Here is a 16422-nt window from a genome sequence, read left to right on the forward strand (position 1 = left end):
TCTTGTGCTTTGGCCGCATAAAACGCTCCGTATTTTGCAAGGTAATTGATAAATACAAGTATTATCCTGAATTTAGCGCGAGTATTTTATTTTGCAAGTCCTTATTTGTAAAAATGTTAAATTATTTTTCAGGGACGACTAGAATAATACCATACCGTAATAGTGGATATGTTTATTGGAAGGTAACAGAAAAAACAAAAAATAAACAGACACAAAAAGTCTGCTAATATTGTAAGTCGTGAAATGACAAAGACTAATTCTTTAGAATATTGTCTATTTGAGTCAATTGCTTTTTGGTGAATTGCAGATTATCGAGAGCGTTGACGTTTTCGACGATTTGCTCCGGCCTGCTTGCGCCTATCAGTGCAGACGTAACGCGATTGTCTCGCAATACCCACGCAAGAGCCATCTGTGCAAGACTCTGACCTCTTTGCTGCGCAATCTTTTTTAATTCTGCAACTTTTTTGATAATGTCCTTTGTAACCTGTTCGGCTTTTAAAAAGCCGGATGGCTTTGCGGCACGTGAATTTTTGGGTATGCCTTTCAAATATTTATCCGTAAGCAGCCCCTGCGCGAGCGGACAAAAAGCGATGCAGCCAATACCTTCCTTTTCAAGCACATCAAGCAAACCGTCTTCGACCCATCTGTTGAGCATTGAATATTTTGGCTGATGAATCAGACAGCGATTATTTAGACGTTTGAGTATTTTAGACGCTTCCAAAGTCTGCTTGGGATTATACGAGGAAATACCGGCATATAAAGCCTTTCCGCTGCGAACAGCCTGGTCGAGAGCGGCCATTGTTTCTTCCAGCGGAGTATCGGCATCGAAACGATGCGAATAAAAAATATCGACGTAATCAATGCCCATTCGTTTTAGGGACTGGTCGAGACTTGCCAGCAGATATTTCCGTGAACCGCCGTCGCCGTAAGGACCATCCCACATTCGATAGCCTGCTTTTGATGATATAATCAATTCATCGCGATGGCAGGCCAAATCTGATTTGAGGATTTTACCGAAAGTTTCCTCTGCTGAACCGGCAGGCGGGCCGTAATTATTCGCAAGGTCGAAATGCGTAATGCCCAAATCGAAAGCGGTTTTAATCATCGCCCTGCAATTGCGCATTTCATCGATTGCACCGAAATTATGCCACAACCCAAGCGATATAGCCGGAAGCGTAATCCCGCTTCGGCCGCAGCGACTATATATCATTTTAGCGTATCTATTTGTCATGAATTGTACGGCTTTTTATTTCTGTAATTCTGTCTGTCGTCTTTGCCATCGTCATCATTTTGTCCGTTGGTAGGACGGTCATATCGACCGAAAATCATTCTGCCGGCCGAGGTCTGAAGCGCACTGGTAACAACAATTACCACCTTTTCGCCAATTTTGTTTCTGCCCTCTTCGACAACAACCATTGTGCCGTCATCAAGATAGCCAATGCCCTGCTGCGATTCTTCGCCGGCCTTGATGATTCTAACCTGCATCGTTTCGCCCGGCAAAACAACCGTTTTCAATGCGTTCGTCAAATCGTTGATATTTATGACATCAACCTGGCGGACTTGCGCGACTTTGCTCAAATTGTAGTCGTTTGTAACAAGTTTGCCGTCGCAGTTCTTCGTAAAAGCGACAAGCTTCTGGTCAACCGCTGCGTGCTCATCAACGCCCGGCGGCGGTGTATCGTCCACCTTTATCTCTATCGTAGGAGTCTCCTGCAATTTGTGGAGCACATCCAGACCTCTTCGGCCGCGAGTTCTTTTCAGTTTGTCCGCTGAATCGGCAACAAGCTGCAATTCGTTCAGAATAAAACGCGGAATCACAAGCGGAGCGTCAAATAACTTCGTCTGGCAAATATCCGCAATTCGGCCGTCAATAATTACCGAAGTGTCAAGAACCAATGGCCGAACACCTTTTGTCTGACGTGAAAATTCAACGTAAGGAATGATAAAACGAACCTCGTCCTTTGTTCGCATTATGAAACTGATCACAAAATAACAGATGCAAATTCCCATCATCCATTTTGTAAGCTTCATATTGCTGCCTTCAAGGCCAAGCCGGAAGACCTCGTTAATCATATCCAAAACGAGTGTCAAAGCCCAACTGAAGAAAATACCTACAATCAATCCGAAGAAAACGCCTGCCAGCGCACTCAATGAACGCTTGGGCAAAAGCCAGTCTATGAATAAAACTATAATCGCAAGAACCAAACCGCCGATAAACACAATCCATATCTGCGTCTGCGTAAGGCTCGCGGCTTCTTCAGGATTCTCAACCTGACTTGTGATACTTAAAAACAACGCGGCAAAGATAACAATGATAAAAATAGCTCTAATAAAGTGCAATAACATATAAATTACTCCCTAAAAAATTATGAATAGATTTTTAACGCTATTTCAAAGAGCAGATGAAAAACTTACACTAATATAAAATTTAACGCCTGACATATATTAAATTAATATACTTATAATATCGGCTAAATATTTATTAATATCTACTTTTTCAGTTTAATATGGCAAATGACCGCCAGTGCCCATAAAACACTATTTTTATCGGCCACTTTGGTCTCATATCTCTCGTTTATAGGTATCAGATGTACGCCCCTGTTGTCATTTCTTACCAGTTTACATGTTACGCCTATCGCGCCGGATAACCGCACCACCGCAGGCAACCCTTCGGCTGCGGCAACCGACGGACTGACGATAACCACATCGCCATCGTTAATGCGAGGCGACATACTGTCGCCGTCAACCTGCAACGCAAAACTATCCGGAAAAAGCCTGTGTATCGGCGGACAATTCACAAATTGCACCACCTCGTCGTCGCCGTCAACGGTTTGTACCAAATTCGCCTGCGACTTGTTTAAAGCCTGTATAACCGCTCTGGTCTGCGAATCCACAGCAACATCGGCAGACACAGAACTTACAATAGAAGCATTAAGATGTTTTTTCACCAACTGCTCAATTTGCGTTTCAACAATTTTTGAATCCGTGCCAATCGCCTGTCCCCAGTCAGCAGGAACGCCGGCAGCCGTTCTGCCCAAAACCGGAATCCGGCCGTCAGACACCTTTGTATCCATACCAGCCGATACATTAGATTCAAATATTGACTTCTCTTCCAGAAGATTTAGAAACGCCGAAATCGCTTCAACAGCTTGCGGCTGTCGGCCAATAATCTTTTGAGCCTTTTCAAGAATTTTATTATCAGGAGATAAAACCGCAACAGACATCTGCGAACTTTCACCTGTCAAAAGCCAATTCAAATCTACATTGGCGATCTGGGAGATTTTCACAAGAACCGGCACAGGCGGAACCCTGTCATTTTCGTAATAACTGTATGTAGAAGGACTTATGCAGAGAAGTTTCGCGAATTTGCTCCTGCCTCTTTCGCCGGCAAACTTAATTCGCACCTCTATGATGCGTTTTATAATGTTTTTTTCTAATTCATCCATAAAAATATTCGCAAATGCGAATTTTCCTCTTGTATTATACGTAAACGCGAATAAAATCCACAAAATCACGTACTAAGTGTGGAAATGTATCACAAAAATGAAATTTAGTCAAGGAATGGCTATGGAACGTGTGAACAAAAACAACAAGACTGCAAAAGTTACACGACGGCCGAGGACACCGCAAACGGACACATCACACAAGCAACGTCTTCAGAATTACGCAAAGCAAATGGTAACACTGCTGGCATTGCAGCAGGCAGTTATGCGAAATCTCACAAAAGAAATCGACGATAGCTAATCCTCATTTAAAATCGCTGTTGTGGAGCAGGAAGATTCAGAAATTTTATTGACACAACCGGTAGTTTTCATACAATAGACTTCAAGTGATGATGGGGGCAATGATATTTGGAGCTTTTTATGGAAGAGAGTGAAAGTCCAAAACAACAGGCAGTATCCGTCGAAACGGCTGTCAAACATATTCAAATGCTTATCGACGGGAAAAAATATAACAAAGCCGGCGAGCTGTTAAAAATCCAAATCCAAAGAAATCCAAACCAAAAAGAATTAGTAAAACTATACTCCGACTTCAGACGTCAATATATCAAAGACAAAATTCAAAAATTACAGCAAGAAGCTGATGTGTACCTTCGAAGCGGCCAAGAAGATAAAGCACAAAAAATATTTCGCGAAATATACCGATTAGACCCGACCCGAACAGAACTCAAAGACGCTTTCAGAAAGACACGCGGTGAAATAGCAAAAGACTACAACAAAAGAGTTTTTAAAACAGAAATGGTCGGCCTTTTTACACAAATACTAATTTTCATATTCATTGCCGGGCTGTGCGCAATCGGTTTGAAATTATACGACAACAACAGACATCTAAAACAAAGTGAACAATATATCTTTTCGCTAAACTTTGACCAGGCACGGCAGGAATTAGACAAATGCAGCAGATTCTTTTGCCCGCGAAAAAACGAAGTACTTCAAAAACTTCAGGTTGCTGTGGACAACCTTATCGCAAAGGCATATCAGCAAATCGAGTCAAAAAATTTCAACCTGGCAAGAGAATACCTCGATCTGGCCCTGCGAGGAACAAAAGACCAAACCAAAATCAAAGAAGCGATAGCAGTATATCAACAGCAGGAGGTCCTGTGGAACGAGGAACTCGCAAGGCAGGAACAACTGCTGAAGGCAGAACAGCAACGGCAGGAAGAACAGAAAATATTAGCAGAAAAAGCTATCGCGGCTAAAACTGAATTTGAAAAAAATCTTAACGAAGCAATTCGAAACGACGCTGAAATTGAAGCCGGTGAGATTATAGAGGCCGCCAAAGCCAAAGGCAAAAACGCTGAAAAATTATACCTGAACAGCAAGTTCGAATCGGCGCAAAAACAATGGCTTCTCGCAACCAACGACTGCAAAAAAGCAACACTGACAGCGGCGGCCATAATTGAAAAGAAAAAAGAAACGCTGGCGTTTAAAATCAAATGCTATGATATCAGCGAAAAAGGCGCAAAGATAAACGCCCCCGCCGAGGCAAACGAAATATGGCTACAGGCCGCGGCAATTTTTAACGACGCAGAAACACAATTCAAAGAACGCAAATTCGTGCAGGCATCGCAGTTATGGCAGCAGGCGGCGGATAAGTACAGCGAGGCAATCGAATTTACAAAGCAAACCCCAAGTTACACCAAGGCACTAATGTTCGCGAATAAATGGAAAATTCTCAAGCCCGGACTTACGGAAGAAAATATTCGCAATTTCTTCGGCGAACCAAAATATATTCAGGCCGATTCTGAAAAACGCGTCTGGTATTATGGAACCGCACCGGAAATCTTCAAAAATTCACAGGGCAGCTATGAATGGTCTATGCCGACAAACGGATATATTTGTTTTGCGGCCGTTAGTATGCGGATTCTTGTCGACAGAACCAACGACTATTATCAAAAACAGACGTCCGAGGAATACAGAATTCATTCAAGAATTATATCTGACCTGAACAGCCAAATTGCTGAAGAAAACCGGCTATACGACTCACGCATAAAAATCACAACGGTTACGCATCCGAGAAGAGGCCGTTATCCAGGATTGAGACAGCAGCCGAACAACGATTATTATAACGAAACCCAAAAGCATACAGAGAATATCAAAGGTCTGAACAATGCTCTCGAAACTGAAAAACAAAGGCATCAGGCAAAATTAATTAAACTTAAACATGACTGCGATGTTAAAAATTATGAACTGGCAAACGGACTGACGCCAAGAGAACCAAAATATTTCGCGGCAGAATGGCAAATGCCTGACGTCGATAACCTGAAATGCTTTATGCTGCCTGAATCTAAAATTGAAAAGCCGGCGATAAAGCCGGGATTCAAATGGCAGATTCCGGCCAAATGGCGCTCTTTGAAACTGAACATAAGCGAAGGAGACATCCGCGAAGTTTTGGGCGAACCTGATAATAAACGTGAAGAAAACGGCACATTGATTTATCGTTACGGCGAATTAGCAGATTACGGAATAGTAAAACTTGAAAAATGTTCGGACTCCATTGTCCGGGTAAAATCATGGCAAGAACCGCTCTGGGTACACGTTACGCTGCAACTTACTGAAAAAGCAAACGAAACAAATACTGACAACACCCTGTAAACAACAGGTACGGGAGCTAAATATTATTTTCAGCCTTTTTTAATTTGCGGTTTGGGTAAATCTTTTAAAATATCGAGCGATTTATTTAACGTTTCCTCCGGCAAATCATAATCGGAAAGTCTGCCTTCCATATACGCGCCGTAGCCGCTTAAATCCATCAGGCCGTGGCCACTGTAACTAAACAAAATAACTTTTTCCAGCCCTTCTTCGCGTGCTTTTATCGCTTCGTCAATCGTCGCGGCTATCGCGTGACTCGTCTCCGGAGCGCAAATAAAGCCTTCGGTCTTTGCCCAAGTAATCGCGGATTCATAACACTTTAACTGATGGTATGCCCGCGGCGCAATCAGCCCATCCACAATAGCCTGGCAAACGAGCGGAGACATCCCGTGATACCGCAAACCGCCGGCGTGAATCGCTTCCGGAACGAAAGCGTGGCCGAGTGTGTGCATCGCCAAAAGCGGAGTCATACAGGCTGTGTCGCCATGGTCGTACGCAAATTTTCCGCGTGTCATCGTCGGACAGGCTTTGGGCTCAACAGGAATAATCTCAATTTTCGCACCGTTAATCTTGTCGGCGACAAACGGAAACGCCAAGCCTGCGAAATTACTTCCACCGCCTGCGCAGCCAATAACAACATCCGGTTTTTTTATGCCAATACTCTGCAACTGCTTTTTCGCCTCCAGGCCGATGATTGTCTGGTGCAGCATAACGTGATTTAATACGCTGCCCAAAGAATATCGCGTTTGGCCGGTTTTGTCGCGGACAGCATCTTCGACAGCTTCTGAAATCGCAATGCCCAGTGAGCCGGGAGTGTTCGGCATTTCCTTCAAAATCTTGCGGCCAAATTCCGTGTCATTGCTCGGACTTGCAATGCAATTTCCGCCCCAAACCTGCATCATTAATTTGCGAAACGGCTTCTGGTCGAAACTGATTCGTACCATATAAATCTTGCACTCAAGGCCGAACTGATTGCAGGCATACGCAAGGGCTGAACCCCATTGGCCTGCGCCGGTTTCAGTTGTGATTTTCTTTATGCCGAAAACTTTATTGTAATAAGCCTGCGGAACAGCGGTGTTTGGTTTGTGGCTGCCGGCAGGACTTGTACTTTCATCCTTGTAATATATTTTTGCCGGCGTTTTGAGGAATTTTTCTAATCGCCTTGCCCTTCTTAAAGGTGCAGGCCGCCATTGATACAAAATATCCAGCACTTCGGATGGTATGTCTATCCAACGCTGCGTACTGACTTCCTGCTCGATGATGTTCATCGGAAAAACCGGCGCGAGCATATCGGGCGTTATCGGTTTACCATTCGGACCCAGCGGCGGCTGAACAGGATTTGGCAAATCTGCGGCGATATTATACCACTGCTTGGGTATGTCCTTTTCGCTTAATTGAATCTTTATGTCTTCCATCGCGTTCTCCGAAAATAAAGGAAACAAATTATTACAATTTCATACCGAAATAATTTTTCGCGTTGTTGAAACAAATATTCTCAACCATTTGGCCAAGCAGCGTCATATCATTTGGAATCAAGCCGAGTTTCACATCGTTGCCGAGCATATTACATAAAATCCTGCGGAAATATTCGTGCCGCGGATACGACAGAAAACTTCGCGAATCAGTCAGCATACCAACAAACCTGCTCAACAGGCCAAGATTCGATAACGCGGTCATCTGCTTTTCCATGCCGTCCTTCTGGTCGAGGAACCACCAGCCGGAACCGAGCTGCATCTTGCCCGCGACAGAACCATCCTGATAACAACCTATTATAGTCCCAAGCAATTCGTTATCACGAGGATTCAAATTATACAGAATAGTTTTGGCGAGTTTATTCTGCGAATCAAGGCGGTCGAGCAGTTTTACCAGCGGCCTGCCGATTTCAAAATCGCCAATCGAATCAAAACCGGTGTCCGGGCCGAGTAACTTGAACAATCTTGTATTGTTATTTCTCAACGCTCCGAAGTGGAACTGCTGAACCCAGCCTTTTTCGGCGTCCATAATCGCAAATTCATACAGCATAGCCGATTTGAATTTCAGGATTTCATCGGCGTTAATTTTTTTGCCGCAGCGAATCTTTTCAAATATTTTTTTGATTTCACTTTCTGTGTAATCTTCGGCGTAAGCTGTTTCCAAGCCGTGGTCGCTTAATCGGCAATTATTCTCGTGGAAGAAACTGTGGCGTTTGCGAATCGCAGCGAGATAACTATCGAAATCTTCAATTTCTATATCGGCCGCGGCTGAAAGTTTATCTATCCACTCGTTCATTGCAATCGTATTTTCCGCAGCCATTCCTTTGTCGGGACGCCATGCGGGATATACCTTTATCTCGAAGCCGTCGGTCGCGATTTTTCTGTGATGTCGCAAATCGTCAATCGGGTCGTCGGTTGTACAAACGAGTTTTACGTTCATTTGCCGCATTACGCCGCGGGTGCTGAACTTCGGCTGTTTCAACAACTCCGAGCACTGGTCGTAAATATCTTTTGCCGTCGCAGGAGAAAGAAGCTGTGTGACGCCGAACGGTTTTTTAAGTTCCATGTGCGTCCAGTGATAGAGCGGATTGCGCAGGCAATGTGGAACGGTTTGAGCCCAGGCCTGGAATTTTTCCCAATCGGATGCACTGCCGGTGCAGAAACGTTCTTCGACGCCATTGGTTCGCATCGCACGCCATTTGTAATGGTCGCCGGAGAGCCAGATTTGCGCGAGGTTCTCGAATTTTGCATCGTTTGCTACGAGATGAACCGGCAAATGGCAATGATAATCGTAAATCGGGCATTTTGCAGCGTGGTCGTGATAGAGGCGTTTGGCAGTTTCGGTTTCCAACAGAAAATCTTCGTGGATAAAATCAGAAGACATAATTTAATCCTTCGAAATAATTACATAAAAAAAACCCCCTGCACAGGTCAGGGGGCTAACTATCATTCGAATTATTTTAAACCGAGGGCTTTTCTTAATTTGCCAACCATATCGGTTTTTTCCCATGTGAAAGTCGCACCTGTTCTGCCAAAATGGCCGTGATGCGAAGTAACGGCGTAAATCGGGCGTTTGAGTTTAAGATGGTCAATAATGCCCTTCGGCGTAAGCGGGAATACTTCTCTAATCGCCTTTTGCAATTTGCTTTCGTCAACTTTCGCAGTGCCCTGTGTTTCAACGTGAACTGAAACCGGCTGTGCGACGCCGATAGCATACGAAAGCTGAATTTCACAAATATCTGCCAATCCCGCGGCAACGATATTCTTGGCGACATATCTTGCCATATAGCTTGCGGAACGGTCAACCTTAGACGGGTCTTTGCCGCTGAAGCAGCCGCCGCCGTGCGCGCCCATTCCGCCGTAAGTATCGACGATAATCTTTCTGCCGGTCAGGCCGCAATCGCCTTTCGGACCGCCAATGACGAATCTGCCGGTCGGGTTGATGTGGAAGATAATATTTTTATCAACCATTTTCTTCGGGAGAACAGGCAGAATGATTTTCTTAATAATTTCCGTGCGAAGTTTATTGTACGCAATGTCCGGAGAATGCTGCGTTGAAACAACAACGGTGTGGATTCTGTACGGTTTGCCGTTTTTGTATTCGACTGTAACCTGACTCTTGCCGTCCGGACGGAGCCATTTCATTTTGCCGCTCTGACGCATCTGCGCGAGTTTTGCACAAAGCGTGTGAGCAAGCTGAATCGGCATCGGCATAAGCTGCGGCGTTTCCCTGCACGCGAAACCAAACATAATCCCCTGGTCTCCGGCACCCTGTTCTTTGTGGAGACCCTGACCTTCGGTAACGCCCTGCGAAATGTCAGGACTCTGTTTGCCGATACCAACAAGCACGGCACAACTATCATAATCAAAGCCCATCATCGGGTCGTCGTAGCCTATATCCTTAATCGTCTGGCGAACTACGGCAGCAATATCAACGTTTGCTTTCGATGTGATTTCGCCGGCGATCAGTGCCATGCCGGTCTTTACGAGCGTTTCGCACGCAACTCGGCTTTCCTTATCCTTGGCCAGGTGCGCGTCAAGTATCGCATCGGAAATATAATCTGCGACTTTATCAGGATGGCCCATTGTTACAGATTCGCTTGTAAACAAATAGTTGCCATTTTTAGCTTGTGTAAGATTCGCTTTTACTTTTTTCGACATTCTAAACTCCTTATCAGTCAATTATTCCATCTGATTGAAAATTACCTTTTTAAATATAAAAAAGTCTCGGCCTTCAGGCCGAATCAACAATTTTGATTTTTTATTTAGTTAGTTATCCTGCTGATCATTCAGCTTCCAGTTATACTTTAAATATTCAATTGTGAACGTGCCCTGCTTTAAATATTGAGCGTTGGCCGGCGAAACAAAATCCTTTATAAAATTCAGCACCGCTCTGTCAACAGGCTCTCTTTCTCTGAAAAGTTTGTTTGTGCCATATCGTTTCAAAAAGACGTCCTCGTGCCATTTATACATTTTGAAAATCGGCGAAATGCGAACTATATTATTCGTCTGGTCGATTTGCAGCCCGTCAGCACGCATAAAATAATTTCGCACCTGCTCGTCAAGCTGATTGTCAATCACCTTGCCGATATAAGGCTCGTTGCGCAGAGCCGCGCTGCTTATTGTTCCATAATTTACCGCAAAACAAATACGCGGGTCTTCAAATCTGGCCAGCAGCGATTCGCTCTCAATTTCGTCCAGCGTGTATTGAATACCCATTATCATAAAAAACATCTCGTCGCGAAGGCCGCGAATGTGCATAACACTGTCGGCCGGATAGAACAAAAGCATAAACCGCGATGGACTAATCGGATACTCGTCAACAATTCCCTTTAACGTACAGATATTATAAGCGTTTATCCAGAACGCGATTTTCTCGTTTCTCGACCATGTAATAAAAACTTCCGGCTCAAGACCCGCCAGCCTGTTCAGCATCGTATTCAGCACGGCACGATGTCTTCGCAGTTTGCCGTAATTTACCAGCCCTGCCGACGTAACATAGTTTTTGAAAACTTCCGAAAACTCGATATTAAAGGCATCGCCGCCGATATAGCCTTCCGGCGAGTTGGGGCCTTCAACCTCGGCGGCATTCATCAGTTCGCTGCGGGCGTTGGTGTCATTAACGTCATTGGATTCAGCAGCAGCCGGAACATTTGCGGCTATCAGCGCAACGCTGTCCTGCGCCCCTGCCGGTTGAATCTGCAAGAGATTAAAAACAGGAAAACCAATTATAAAAATCATCAGAAATTTATTCATATTTCCCTAAATTCTAAACCAACGACTTCCTTATCTATAAGATATAAAACAGTTGATTCTAATAAAATATAAGTAAATTTCCAGACTAATTTTAAATGAAACAGCAAATTAAGGTACTAAATCGCAGAATCTATGAAATAACTTGACAGAAACGTTTATTTTGAGTACTTTCCAGGGATACTATTTTACCTATTTTCAAGTTTTTGCGGGATTTACATACAATGTACAATAAAAAAAACATATTAAGCTTACTGCTGGCACTTGTAATCTCAAGCCCCCTTTTGGCAATCAGCACTACCCAAATTGACGCCATCCGAAACAAAGAAGCTATCGCGGATACCGACTCGGCCATTATCGAGGAGTTTTTGGGCGAGGCCTTTTCCGAACTAATGGCAAAAACAGAGTTTTCAGATGTTGCCGCTCTTCGCAACGTCATTATAAGCAAAAGCTCATCCATAACGACAAGCGGAAAAATATTGTACGACCCGAAATATCTGTCCGCATTTGAAAATGAACTGACCAACGCCTTCAAAGAGGCAAAAGCAATGAAGGACGGCAAAGTCAAAAACCTTATCACTGCAAATTTACTGATGCTTGCTTACGATATCGGCCACGTCGATGCCGCCAAAACAGCACTGCCATATTTGCAGGAATCCAACATTATGATTCGCTACTGGGCGGCACAAAATTTCGCTAACCCGGCAATCATCAGTCAGCTGAATCAGGGAAATGCGACAGACAGGCCAGAGCTGGCCGCAAAAATACTCAAGGCGGCAAAGGCCGAGCAGTCAGGCAATATATTGGTCAGCTACGCACAATTCGCAGCCGGACTGAAAGACCCGACAGGCAATGAAATATTGACCGCAATCGCACAAAAACGAATCGAACAGTATCTTGCGTGGACGGTTACGGACGAAATGTCTGACGATGGCATTTTAAAAGCACTGACGGACAGAATTAAAACCGATACAGACAGCACAAAAGAAATGGCAAAAAATTTCGCAACGCTGTATTCGCTCGTTGTCCAGCGGTATATTCAGGGACAGCAGACTATCAGCGATACGAGCAAAAGCTATCTGGCTTCGGTAATTGTTCAGGGCGATAAATACGTGCCTGTGTTCATTCCGGAATGGAATGGGAATTTCAAACGCGCAATCGACAAAGACCTCGCTTCTGTACTTGCCGAAAGCGATGGCTTGTTCGGCTCGGCAGCGGCAGCGGGCAAACTTTCGACGACAGTAGGTTTCGAGTATGACGGCGCAACAAAGACCGCCCCGCCTGTGCTGACTAAACCTGCCGCACAAAAACAATAAAAGCTATTCGCACAGCGTTGCAGGAACTTTACGGCAAATGAGCCATTCCGAGGCCATAACCGCAAAGTCCTCCATATTTACGACACAGTCGCCGTTAAGGTCGCTCGATACAAATTCAGTGCACGCGCCGGCATCAACGGATAAATCAAAGTAACCCATGCCATAATCATAACCAGCAACGCGAATGTAGTAAGTTTTTCCTTTTACCGCATTAAGAATTATCTGCGAATCTGAATATCCATCATAGTCATCGTTACAATCAATAACGCTTCCGCCACAAACATTCAAAACTTCAAGGGTTGTATCAAATTCGTCGCTGGAGACAGTAATCGTATATTGCCCCGCTTTTGTCGGCTTGAATGTGTACCAGACATCCGCATAATCTCGATAACCGCAGGCTGATTGAATTTCTTCGGTTGCGCCATAATTTGTGTTGGTATAAAATTCACCTGACTGAATCTCGATAGCATCGGCACATTCATCATTTAATAAGTACATCCAAAGTTCAGTGCCGTGTATGTTTTCGTTAGCCGAGAACAGTATAAAATTTTCAATATTCGTAATATACGCAGGATGCGAACTGGCCGAACCGGCATACATATCACCCGTCATATAAGTGCCTTCTTCGGTACCGTCACTTTGCCATAGTTCAGTGCCATAGGCATCATTAGCCTGGAAAAATAATTTACCGCCGGCATCAATCAGGTTAAACGGATTTGAAAGCGTTGCACCAGGATATATATCTTTAACCAGCGAAACAGTGCCGTAATCGCCATCACATTTCCACAGTTCAATGCCATTTGTGCTGTCATTAGCAGAGAAAAACAGGACGCCATTTACGTTCGTCAAATAATACGGAGACGAGCTTGTTTCTCCTCCATATATATCCCTGACCATAATAGTGCCGGCATGCGTGCCATCGCTTTTCCATAACTCCACACCATAAATGCCGTCATTGGCATTGAAATACAACGTACCATTTACATTTGCCAGATTACTCGGAGATGCACTTGACGAGCCGGAACGTATATTCTTAACCACCGCAGTGCCGGATTCAGTACCGTCACTTTTCCATAACTCATAGCCATTAGTGGCATCTTCTGCCGTGAAAAAGAGAGTACCGTTAACCTCTGTCAGATTAGCCGGATATGAGCTTGATGCGCCTGTATATATATCTTTGACCATAACGGTACCTTTTTCCGTACCATCACTTCTCCATAGCTCCTGACCGTTTATACTGTTATTGGCCGAGAAAAACAGGGTGCCATTAACAGACTTCATATTATAAGGATATGAGCCCGATATCCCTGAACATATATCCTTAACCATCACAGTACCGGCATAGGTGCCATCGCTTTTCCATAACTCCACACCATTTGTGCCGTCATTGGCTCGGAAATACAAAGTGCCGTTAACATTCGTCAGACTTTCCGGAGTAGAGCCGGACGAGCCTGGAGATATATTCTTAACAAGGCAAGTACCGGCCGATGTACCATCGCTTTTCCATAACTCATAGCCGTTTATGCCGTCCTGGGCACAGAAAAACAGAACACCGTTGACATCAGTCAGAGACGAAGGATATGAGTGCATCCAACCCGGATATATATCCTTAACAAGGCAGGTACCTTCGGGCGTACCATCGCTTTTCCATACCTCCGCGCCATAAGTGCCGTCACTGCCATAGAAATATAGAGTGTCGTTGACCTTCGCGACATTGCTGATGGCCGAATTTTCGGAGCCGGGATTTATATCCTTCAACAGAAATGGTGAGCCTGCGAATGCAGCAAAAGAAACAGTGAATAAAATCGTAAACATGTGTGAGAAAATTTTCATTTCTTCATCCTCCTAAAGAGTATATAAGGCATGAATTGTAGCGTTTTATTAATGAAAAATCAAGAATATTATAACACGAAATGTGAGATCGTAAAATCAGGATTGATTATTTGGTAAAATTCGGGTAATCTACTTGTAAGTGTTGTCTTAAGCGATATTTAGTAAATTTAGGGAAGTTTTGATGAACGGACGCTCAAATACAAAGGAACTTGTGATACTGTTCATAGTTCTCATTGTTTTGAGCCTGCAATTTTCGTCAAAGTTTCAAATGAAACGCTTTGAGCATCGCATAGACACCCTCGAAAAAACATTCTCCAGCACCCCTGCTGCAAATCTCGCTGCCGGTAATCAAAATTATTATACGCCTGATGAAAATGACGGCGACTGGCTCATCTGGGCAATGCCGGTCGAACCAAAAACGCTCAATCTCATCTCCGTCAATGTTGATATTTACTCACGATGGATAATGTTTCCGAACGTGTTCGAGCCGTTGATGGAATATGATTTTGATGAAGTTCGAATGAAGCCGATGCTTGCGAAAAGCTGCGAAATTTCGTCTGACGGATTAGAGATTACTTACACACTGCGCGACGATATTCATTTTTCCGACGGCGTACCAATTACCGCTGACGATGTGGTTTTTACATATAAGACTATCATCAATCCACTGATTGACGCCGCCGATGTGGCGCAGCAGTTTATCGAAGTTAAAGACGTTGAAAAAATCGACAGCAAAACCGTTAAGTTCCAATTTCACCGGCCATATTTCAAGGCGATGGAAATTTCATCGTTATGGACTATCGGCGTATTTCCAAAACATATTTACGATTTCAAAGACCCGCAGGAATTCAACCGTCGAATTTCCAATCCGGTCGGCAGCGGGCCTTATGTATTCGAGAAATGGGATTCTGGCGAAAAGGCAGTTTTTACACGCAATGAAAATTACTGGAATCCGGCTGCGATGCCGAAAATCAAAAAACGAATCTATAAATTCATCATCAACGACAAGGCAAGAATTCAGGCAATCCGCAGCGGCGATGTCGATATGATGATTCCGGCACCGGAACAGTATGTTGACGCGATTAAAGATGAGAAATTTACCAAAGATTTTAAATGTCTGGCTTACTGGTCACCGGGCACGCCGTTTTACTTCATAGGATGGAATGCCGATACGCCATTTTTCGCAGACCGCAACGTCCGGCTGGCAATGACGCAGATGATTGACCGCAAATCAATTATCGAACATCTGTTGAAAAAAAGCGGCAAAGAAATCACCGGGCCTTTCTATCTTTATGGGCCGGAAAACGACCCGAATATTCAGCCGTGGTCTTATGATGTCGCAAACGCCAACCGGCTTCTCGACGAGGCGGGCTGGAAAGATACAGACGGCGACGGAATTCGAGATAAAAATGGAGTCCCGTTCAGATTTAAGTTTTCTTATTCTGCGGATTATGTATTATACCAAAACATCGCTAATGTGCTTAAAGATTCGGCAGCTAAAGTCGGAATCGAACTGGTACCGGAGCCGGTAGAATGGTCGATTCTCATTACGAACCTGCCAGACCATAAATTCGAGTCTGTGATTATGGGCTGGGGCGGAGATATTATACAGGATGAATATCAGTTGTTTCATTCTTCGCAGACAATAAACAGGGGTTCAAATTACGTAAACTTCAAAAACGCACAAGCTGATGAACTTCTTGAAGAAATACGACAAACTATCGATGAGCCGAAGCGTATTGAGTTAAGTCGAAAATTACACGGCCTGCTTCATAATGAGCAGCCATATACATTTTTATTCACAAGGCCGACATATCGTATTATCGCGCCGCGGTTTGAAAACGTAACAGTTCACAAACTCGGCCTTAGAGAAGAAGAATGGTTTGTGCCGAAAGAAAAACAAAGGTATAAATGAAACCACGAATTGACACGAAAATACACGAAAAAATAAAATAG

12 protein-coding genes are annotated in these 16422 nt (G+C 44.1%); 4 read left to right on the forward strand and 8 right to left on the reverse strand.

What is annotated here, in order from left to right; translation table 11 throughout:
* Positions 1–253: 253 nt before the first annotated feature.
* From mgrA to LLF92_10820, 3 genes are all read right to left on the reverse strand, one after another.
* Positions 254–1231, reverse strand: a complete 978-nt coding sequence (mgrA, locus tag LLF92_10810; GenBank protein ID MCE5341595.1) for an L-glyceraldehyde 3-phosphate reductase — start codon at positions 1229–1231, stop codon at positions 254–256.
* A complete protein-coding gene (locus LLF92_10815; protein ID MCE5341596.1) occupies positions 1228–2346 on the reverse strand; it encodes a TRAM domain-containing protein in 1119 nt (372 codons plus the stop codon). The genes mgrA and LLF92_10815 overlap by 4 nt, the downstream gene beginning before the upstream one ends.
* Positions 2347–2489: 143 nt before the next feature.
* Positions 2490–3446 (reverse strand): helix-turn-helix domain-containing protein, encoded by a 957-nt coding sequence (locus LLF92_10820; protein MCE5341597.1) that lies wholly within the window; start codon positions 3444–3446, stop codon positions 2490–2492.
* A 121-nt stretch (positions 3447–3567) separates the two neighbouring features.
* Here LLF92_10820 and LLF92_10825 point away from each other — a divergent pair, with 121 nt between their 5' ends.
* Positions 3568–3744, forward strand: coding sequence for a hypothetical protein (locus LLF92_10825; protein ID MCE5341598.1), 177 nt, complete (start codon positions 3568–3570; stop codon positions 3742–3744).
* A gap of 119 nt (positions 3745–3863) precedes the next feature.
* Positions 3864–6095, forward strand: a complete 2232-nt coding sequence (locus LLF92_10830; protein ID MCE5341599.1) for a hypothetical protein — start codon at positions 3864–3866, stop codon at positions 6093–6095.
* 29 nt (positions 6096–6124) lie between these two features.
* On the opposite strand, the gene LLF92_10835 is transcribed toward LLF92_10830, so the two are convergent.
* The 4 genes from LLF92_10835 to LLF92_10850 all read right to left on the reverse strand — a co-directional run bounded on the left by LLF92_10835 (position 6125) and on the right by LLF92_10850 (position 11320).
* On the reverse strand, positions 6125–7507 hold the full coding sequence (locus LLF92_10835; GenBank protein MCE5341600.1) for a TrpB-like pyridoxal phosphate-dependent enzyme: 1383 nt from the start codon (positions 7505–7507) through the stop codon (positions 6125–6127).
* Positions 7508–7538: 31 nt separating this feature from the next.
* A complete protein-coding gene (gene uxaC / locus LLF92_10840; GenBank protein ID MCE5341601.1) occupies positions 7539–8948 on the reverse strand; it encodes a glucuronate isomerase in 1410 nt (469 codons plus the stop codon).
* 71 nt (positions 8949–9019) lie between these two features.
* Positions 9020–10225 (reverse strand): methionine adenosyltransferase, encoded by a 1206-nt coding sequence (gene metK / locus LLF92_10845; GenBank protein ID MCE5341602.1) that lies wholly within the window; start codon positions 10223–10225, stop codon positions 9020–9022.
* Between the two features lie 108 nt (positions 10226–10333).
* Positions 10334–11320 (reverse strand): DUF547 domain-containing protein, encoded by a 987-nt coding sequence (locus LLF92_10850; GenBank protein MCE5341603.1) that lies wholly within the window; start codon positions 11318–11320, stop codon positions 10334–10336.
* A gap of 221 nt (positions 11321–11541) precedes the next feature.
* Between LLF92_10850 and LLF92_10855 the strand changes: the two genes are divergently transcribed.
* A complete protein-coding gene (locus LLF92_10855; protein MCE5341604.1) occupies positions 11542–12633 on the forward strand; it encodes a hypothetical protein in 1092 nt (363 codons plus the stop codon).
* A gap of 3 nt (positions 12634–12636) precedes the next feature.
* On the opposite strand, the gene LLF92_10860 is transcribed toward LLF92_10855, so the two are convergent.
* Positions 12637–14466 carry a hypothetical protein gene (locus LLF92_10860; protein MCE5341605.1) on the reverse strand — a complete coding sequence of 610 codons (1830 nt, stop codon included), beginning with the start codon at positions 14464–14466 and terminating at the stop codon, positions 12637–12639.
* A gap of 181 nt (positions 14467–14647) precedes the next feature.
* Here LLF92_10860 and LLF92_10865 point away from each other — a divergent pair, with 181 nt between their 5' ends.
* Positions 14648–16381: an ABC transporter substrate-binding protein gene (locus LLF92_10865; protein ID MCE5341606.1), complete on the forward strand. Its 1734-nt coding sequence runs from the start codon at positions 14648–14650 to the stop codon at positions 16379–16381.
* Positions 16382–16422: the final 41 nt, after the last annotated feature.

The sequence above is a fragment of the Planctomycetaceae bacterium genome, from assembly GCA_021371795.1.
In the GTDB taxonomy this organism is placed as follows: Bacteria; Planctomycetota; Phycisphaerae; order Sedimentisphaerales; family UBA12454; genus UBA12454.

What these genes read in the sequence shown, in the direction of transcription:
- mgrA (MCE5341595.1), bottom strand. Translation starts at nt 1,231, where the DNA reads ATGACAAATAGATACGCTAAAATGATATATAGTCGCTGCGGCCGAAGC.
- LLF92_10815 (MCE5341596.1), bottom strand. Translation starts at nt 2,346, where the DNA reads ATGTTATTGCACTTTATTAGAGCTATTTTTATCATTGTTATCTTTGCC.
- LLF92_10820 (MCE5341597.1), bottom strand. Translation starts at nt 3,446, where the DNA reads ATGGATGAATTAGAAAAAAACATTATAAAACGCATCATAGAGGTGCGA.
- LLF92_10825 (MCE5341598.1), top strand. Translation starts at nt 3,568, where the DNA reads ATGGAACGTGTGAACAAAAACAACAAGACTGCAAAAGTTACACGACGG.
- LLF92_10830 (MCE5341599.1), top strand. Translation starts at nt 3,864, where the DNA reads ATGGAAGAGAGTGAAAGTCCAAAACAACAGGCAGTATCCGTCGAAACG.
- LLF92_10835 (MCE5341600.1), bottom strand. Translation starts at nt 7,507, where the DNA reads ATGGAAGACATAAAGATTCAATTAAGCGAAAAGGACATACCCAAGCAG.
- uxaC (MCE5341601.1), bottom strand. Translation starts at nt 8,948, where the DNA reads ATGTCTTCTGATTTTATCCACGAAGATTTTCTGTTGGAAACCGAAACT.
- metK (MCE5341602.1), bottom strand. Translation starts at nt 10,225, where the DNA reads ATGTCGAAAAAAGTAAAAGCGAATCTTACACAAGCTAAAAATGGCAAC.
- LLF92_10850 (MCE5341603.1), bottom strand. Translation starts at nt 11,320, where the DNA reads ATGAATAAATTTCTGATGATTTTTATAATTGGTTTTCCTGTTTTTAAT.
- LLF92_10855 (MCE5341604.1), top strand. Translation starts at nt 11,542, where the DNA reads ATGTACAATAAAAAAAACATATTAAGCTTACTGCTGGCACTTGTAATC.
- LLF92_10860 (MCE5341605.1), bottom strand. Translation starts at nt 14,466, where the DNA reads ATGAAAATTTTCTCACACATGTTTACGATTTTATTCACTGTTTCTTTT.
- LLF92_10865 (MCE5341606.1), top strand. Translation starts at nt 14,648, where the DNA reads ATGAACGGACGCTCAAATACAAAGGAACTTGTGATACTGTTCATAGTT.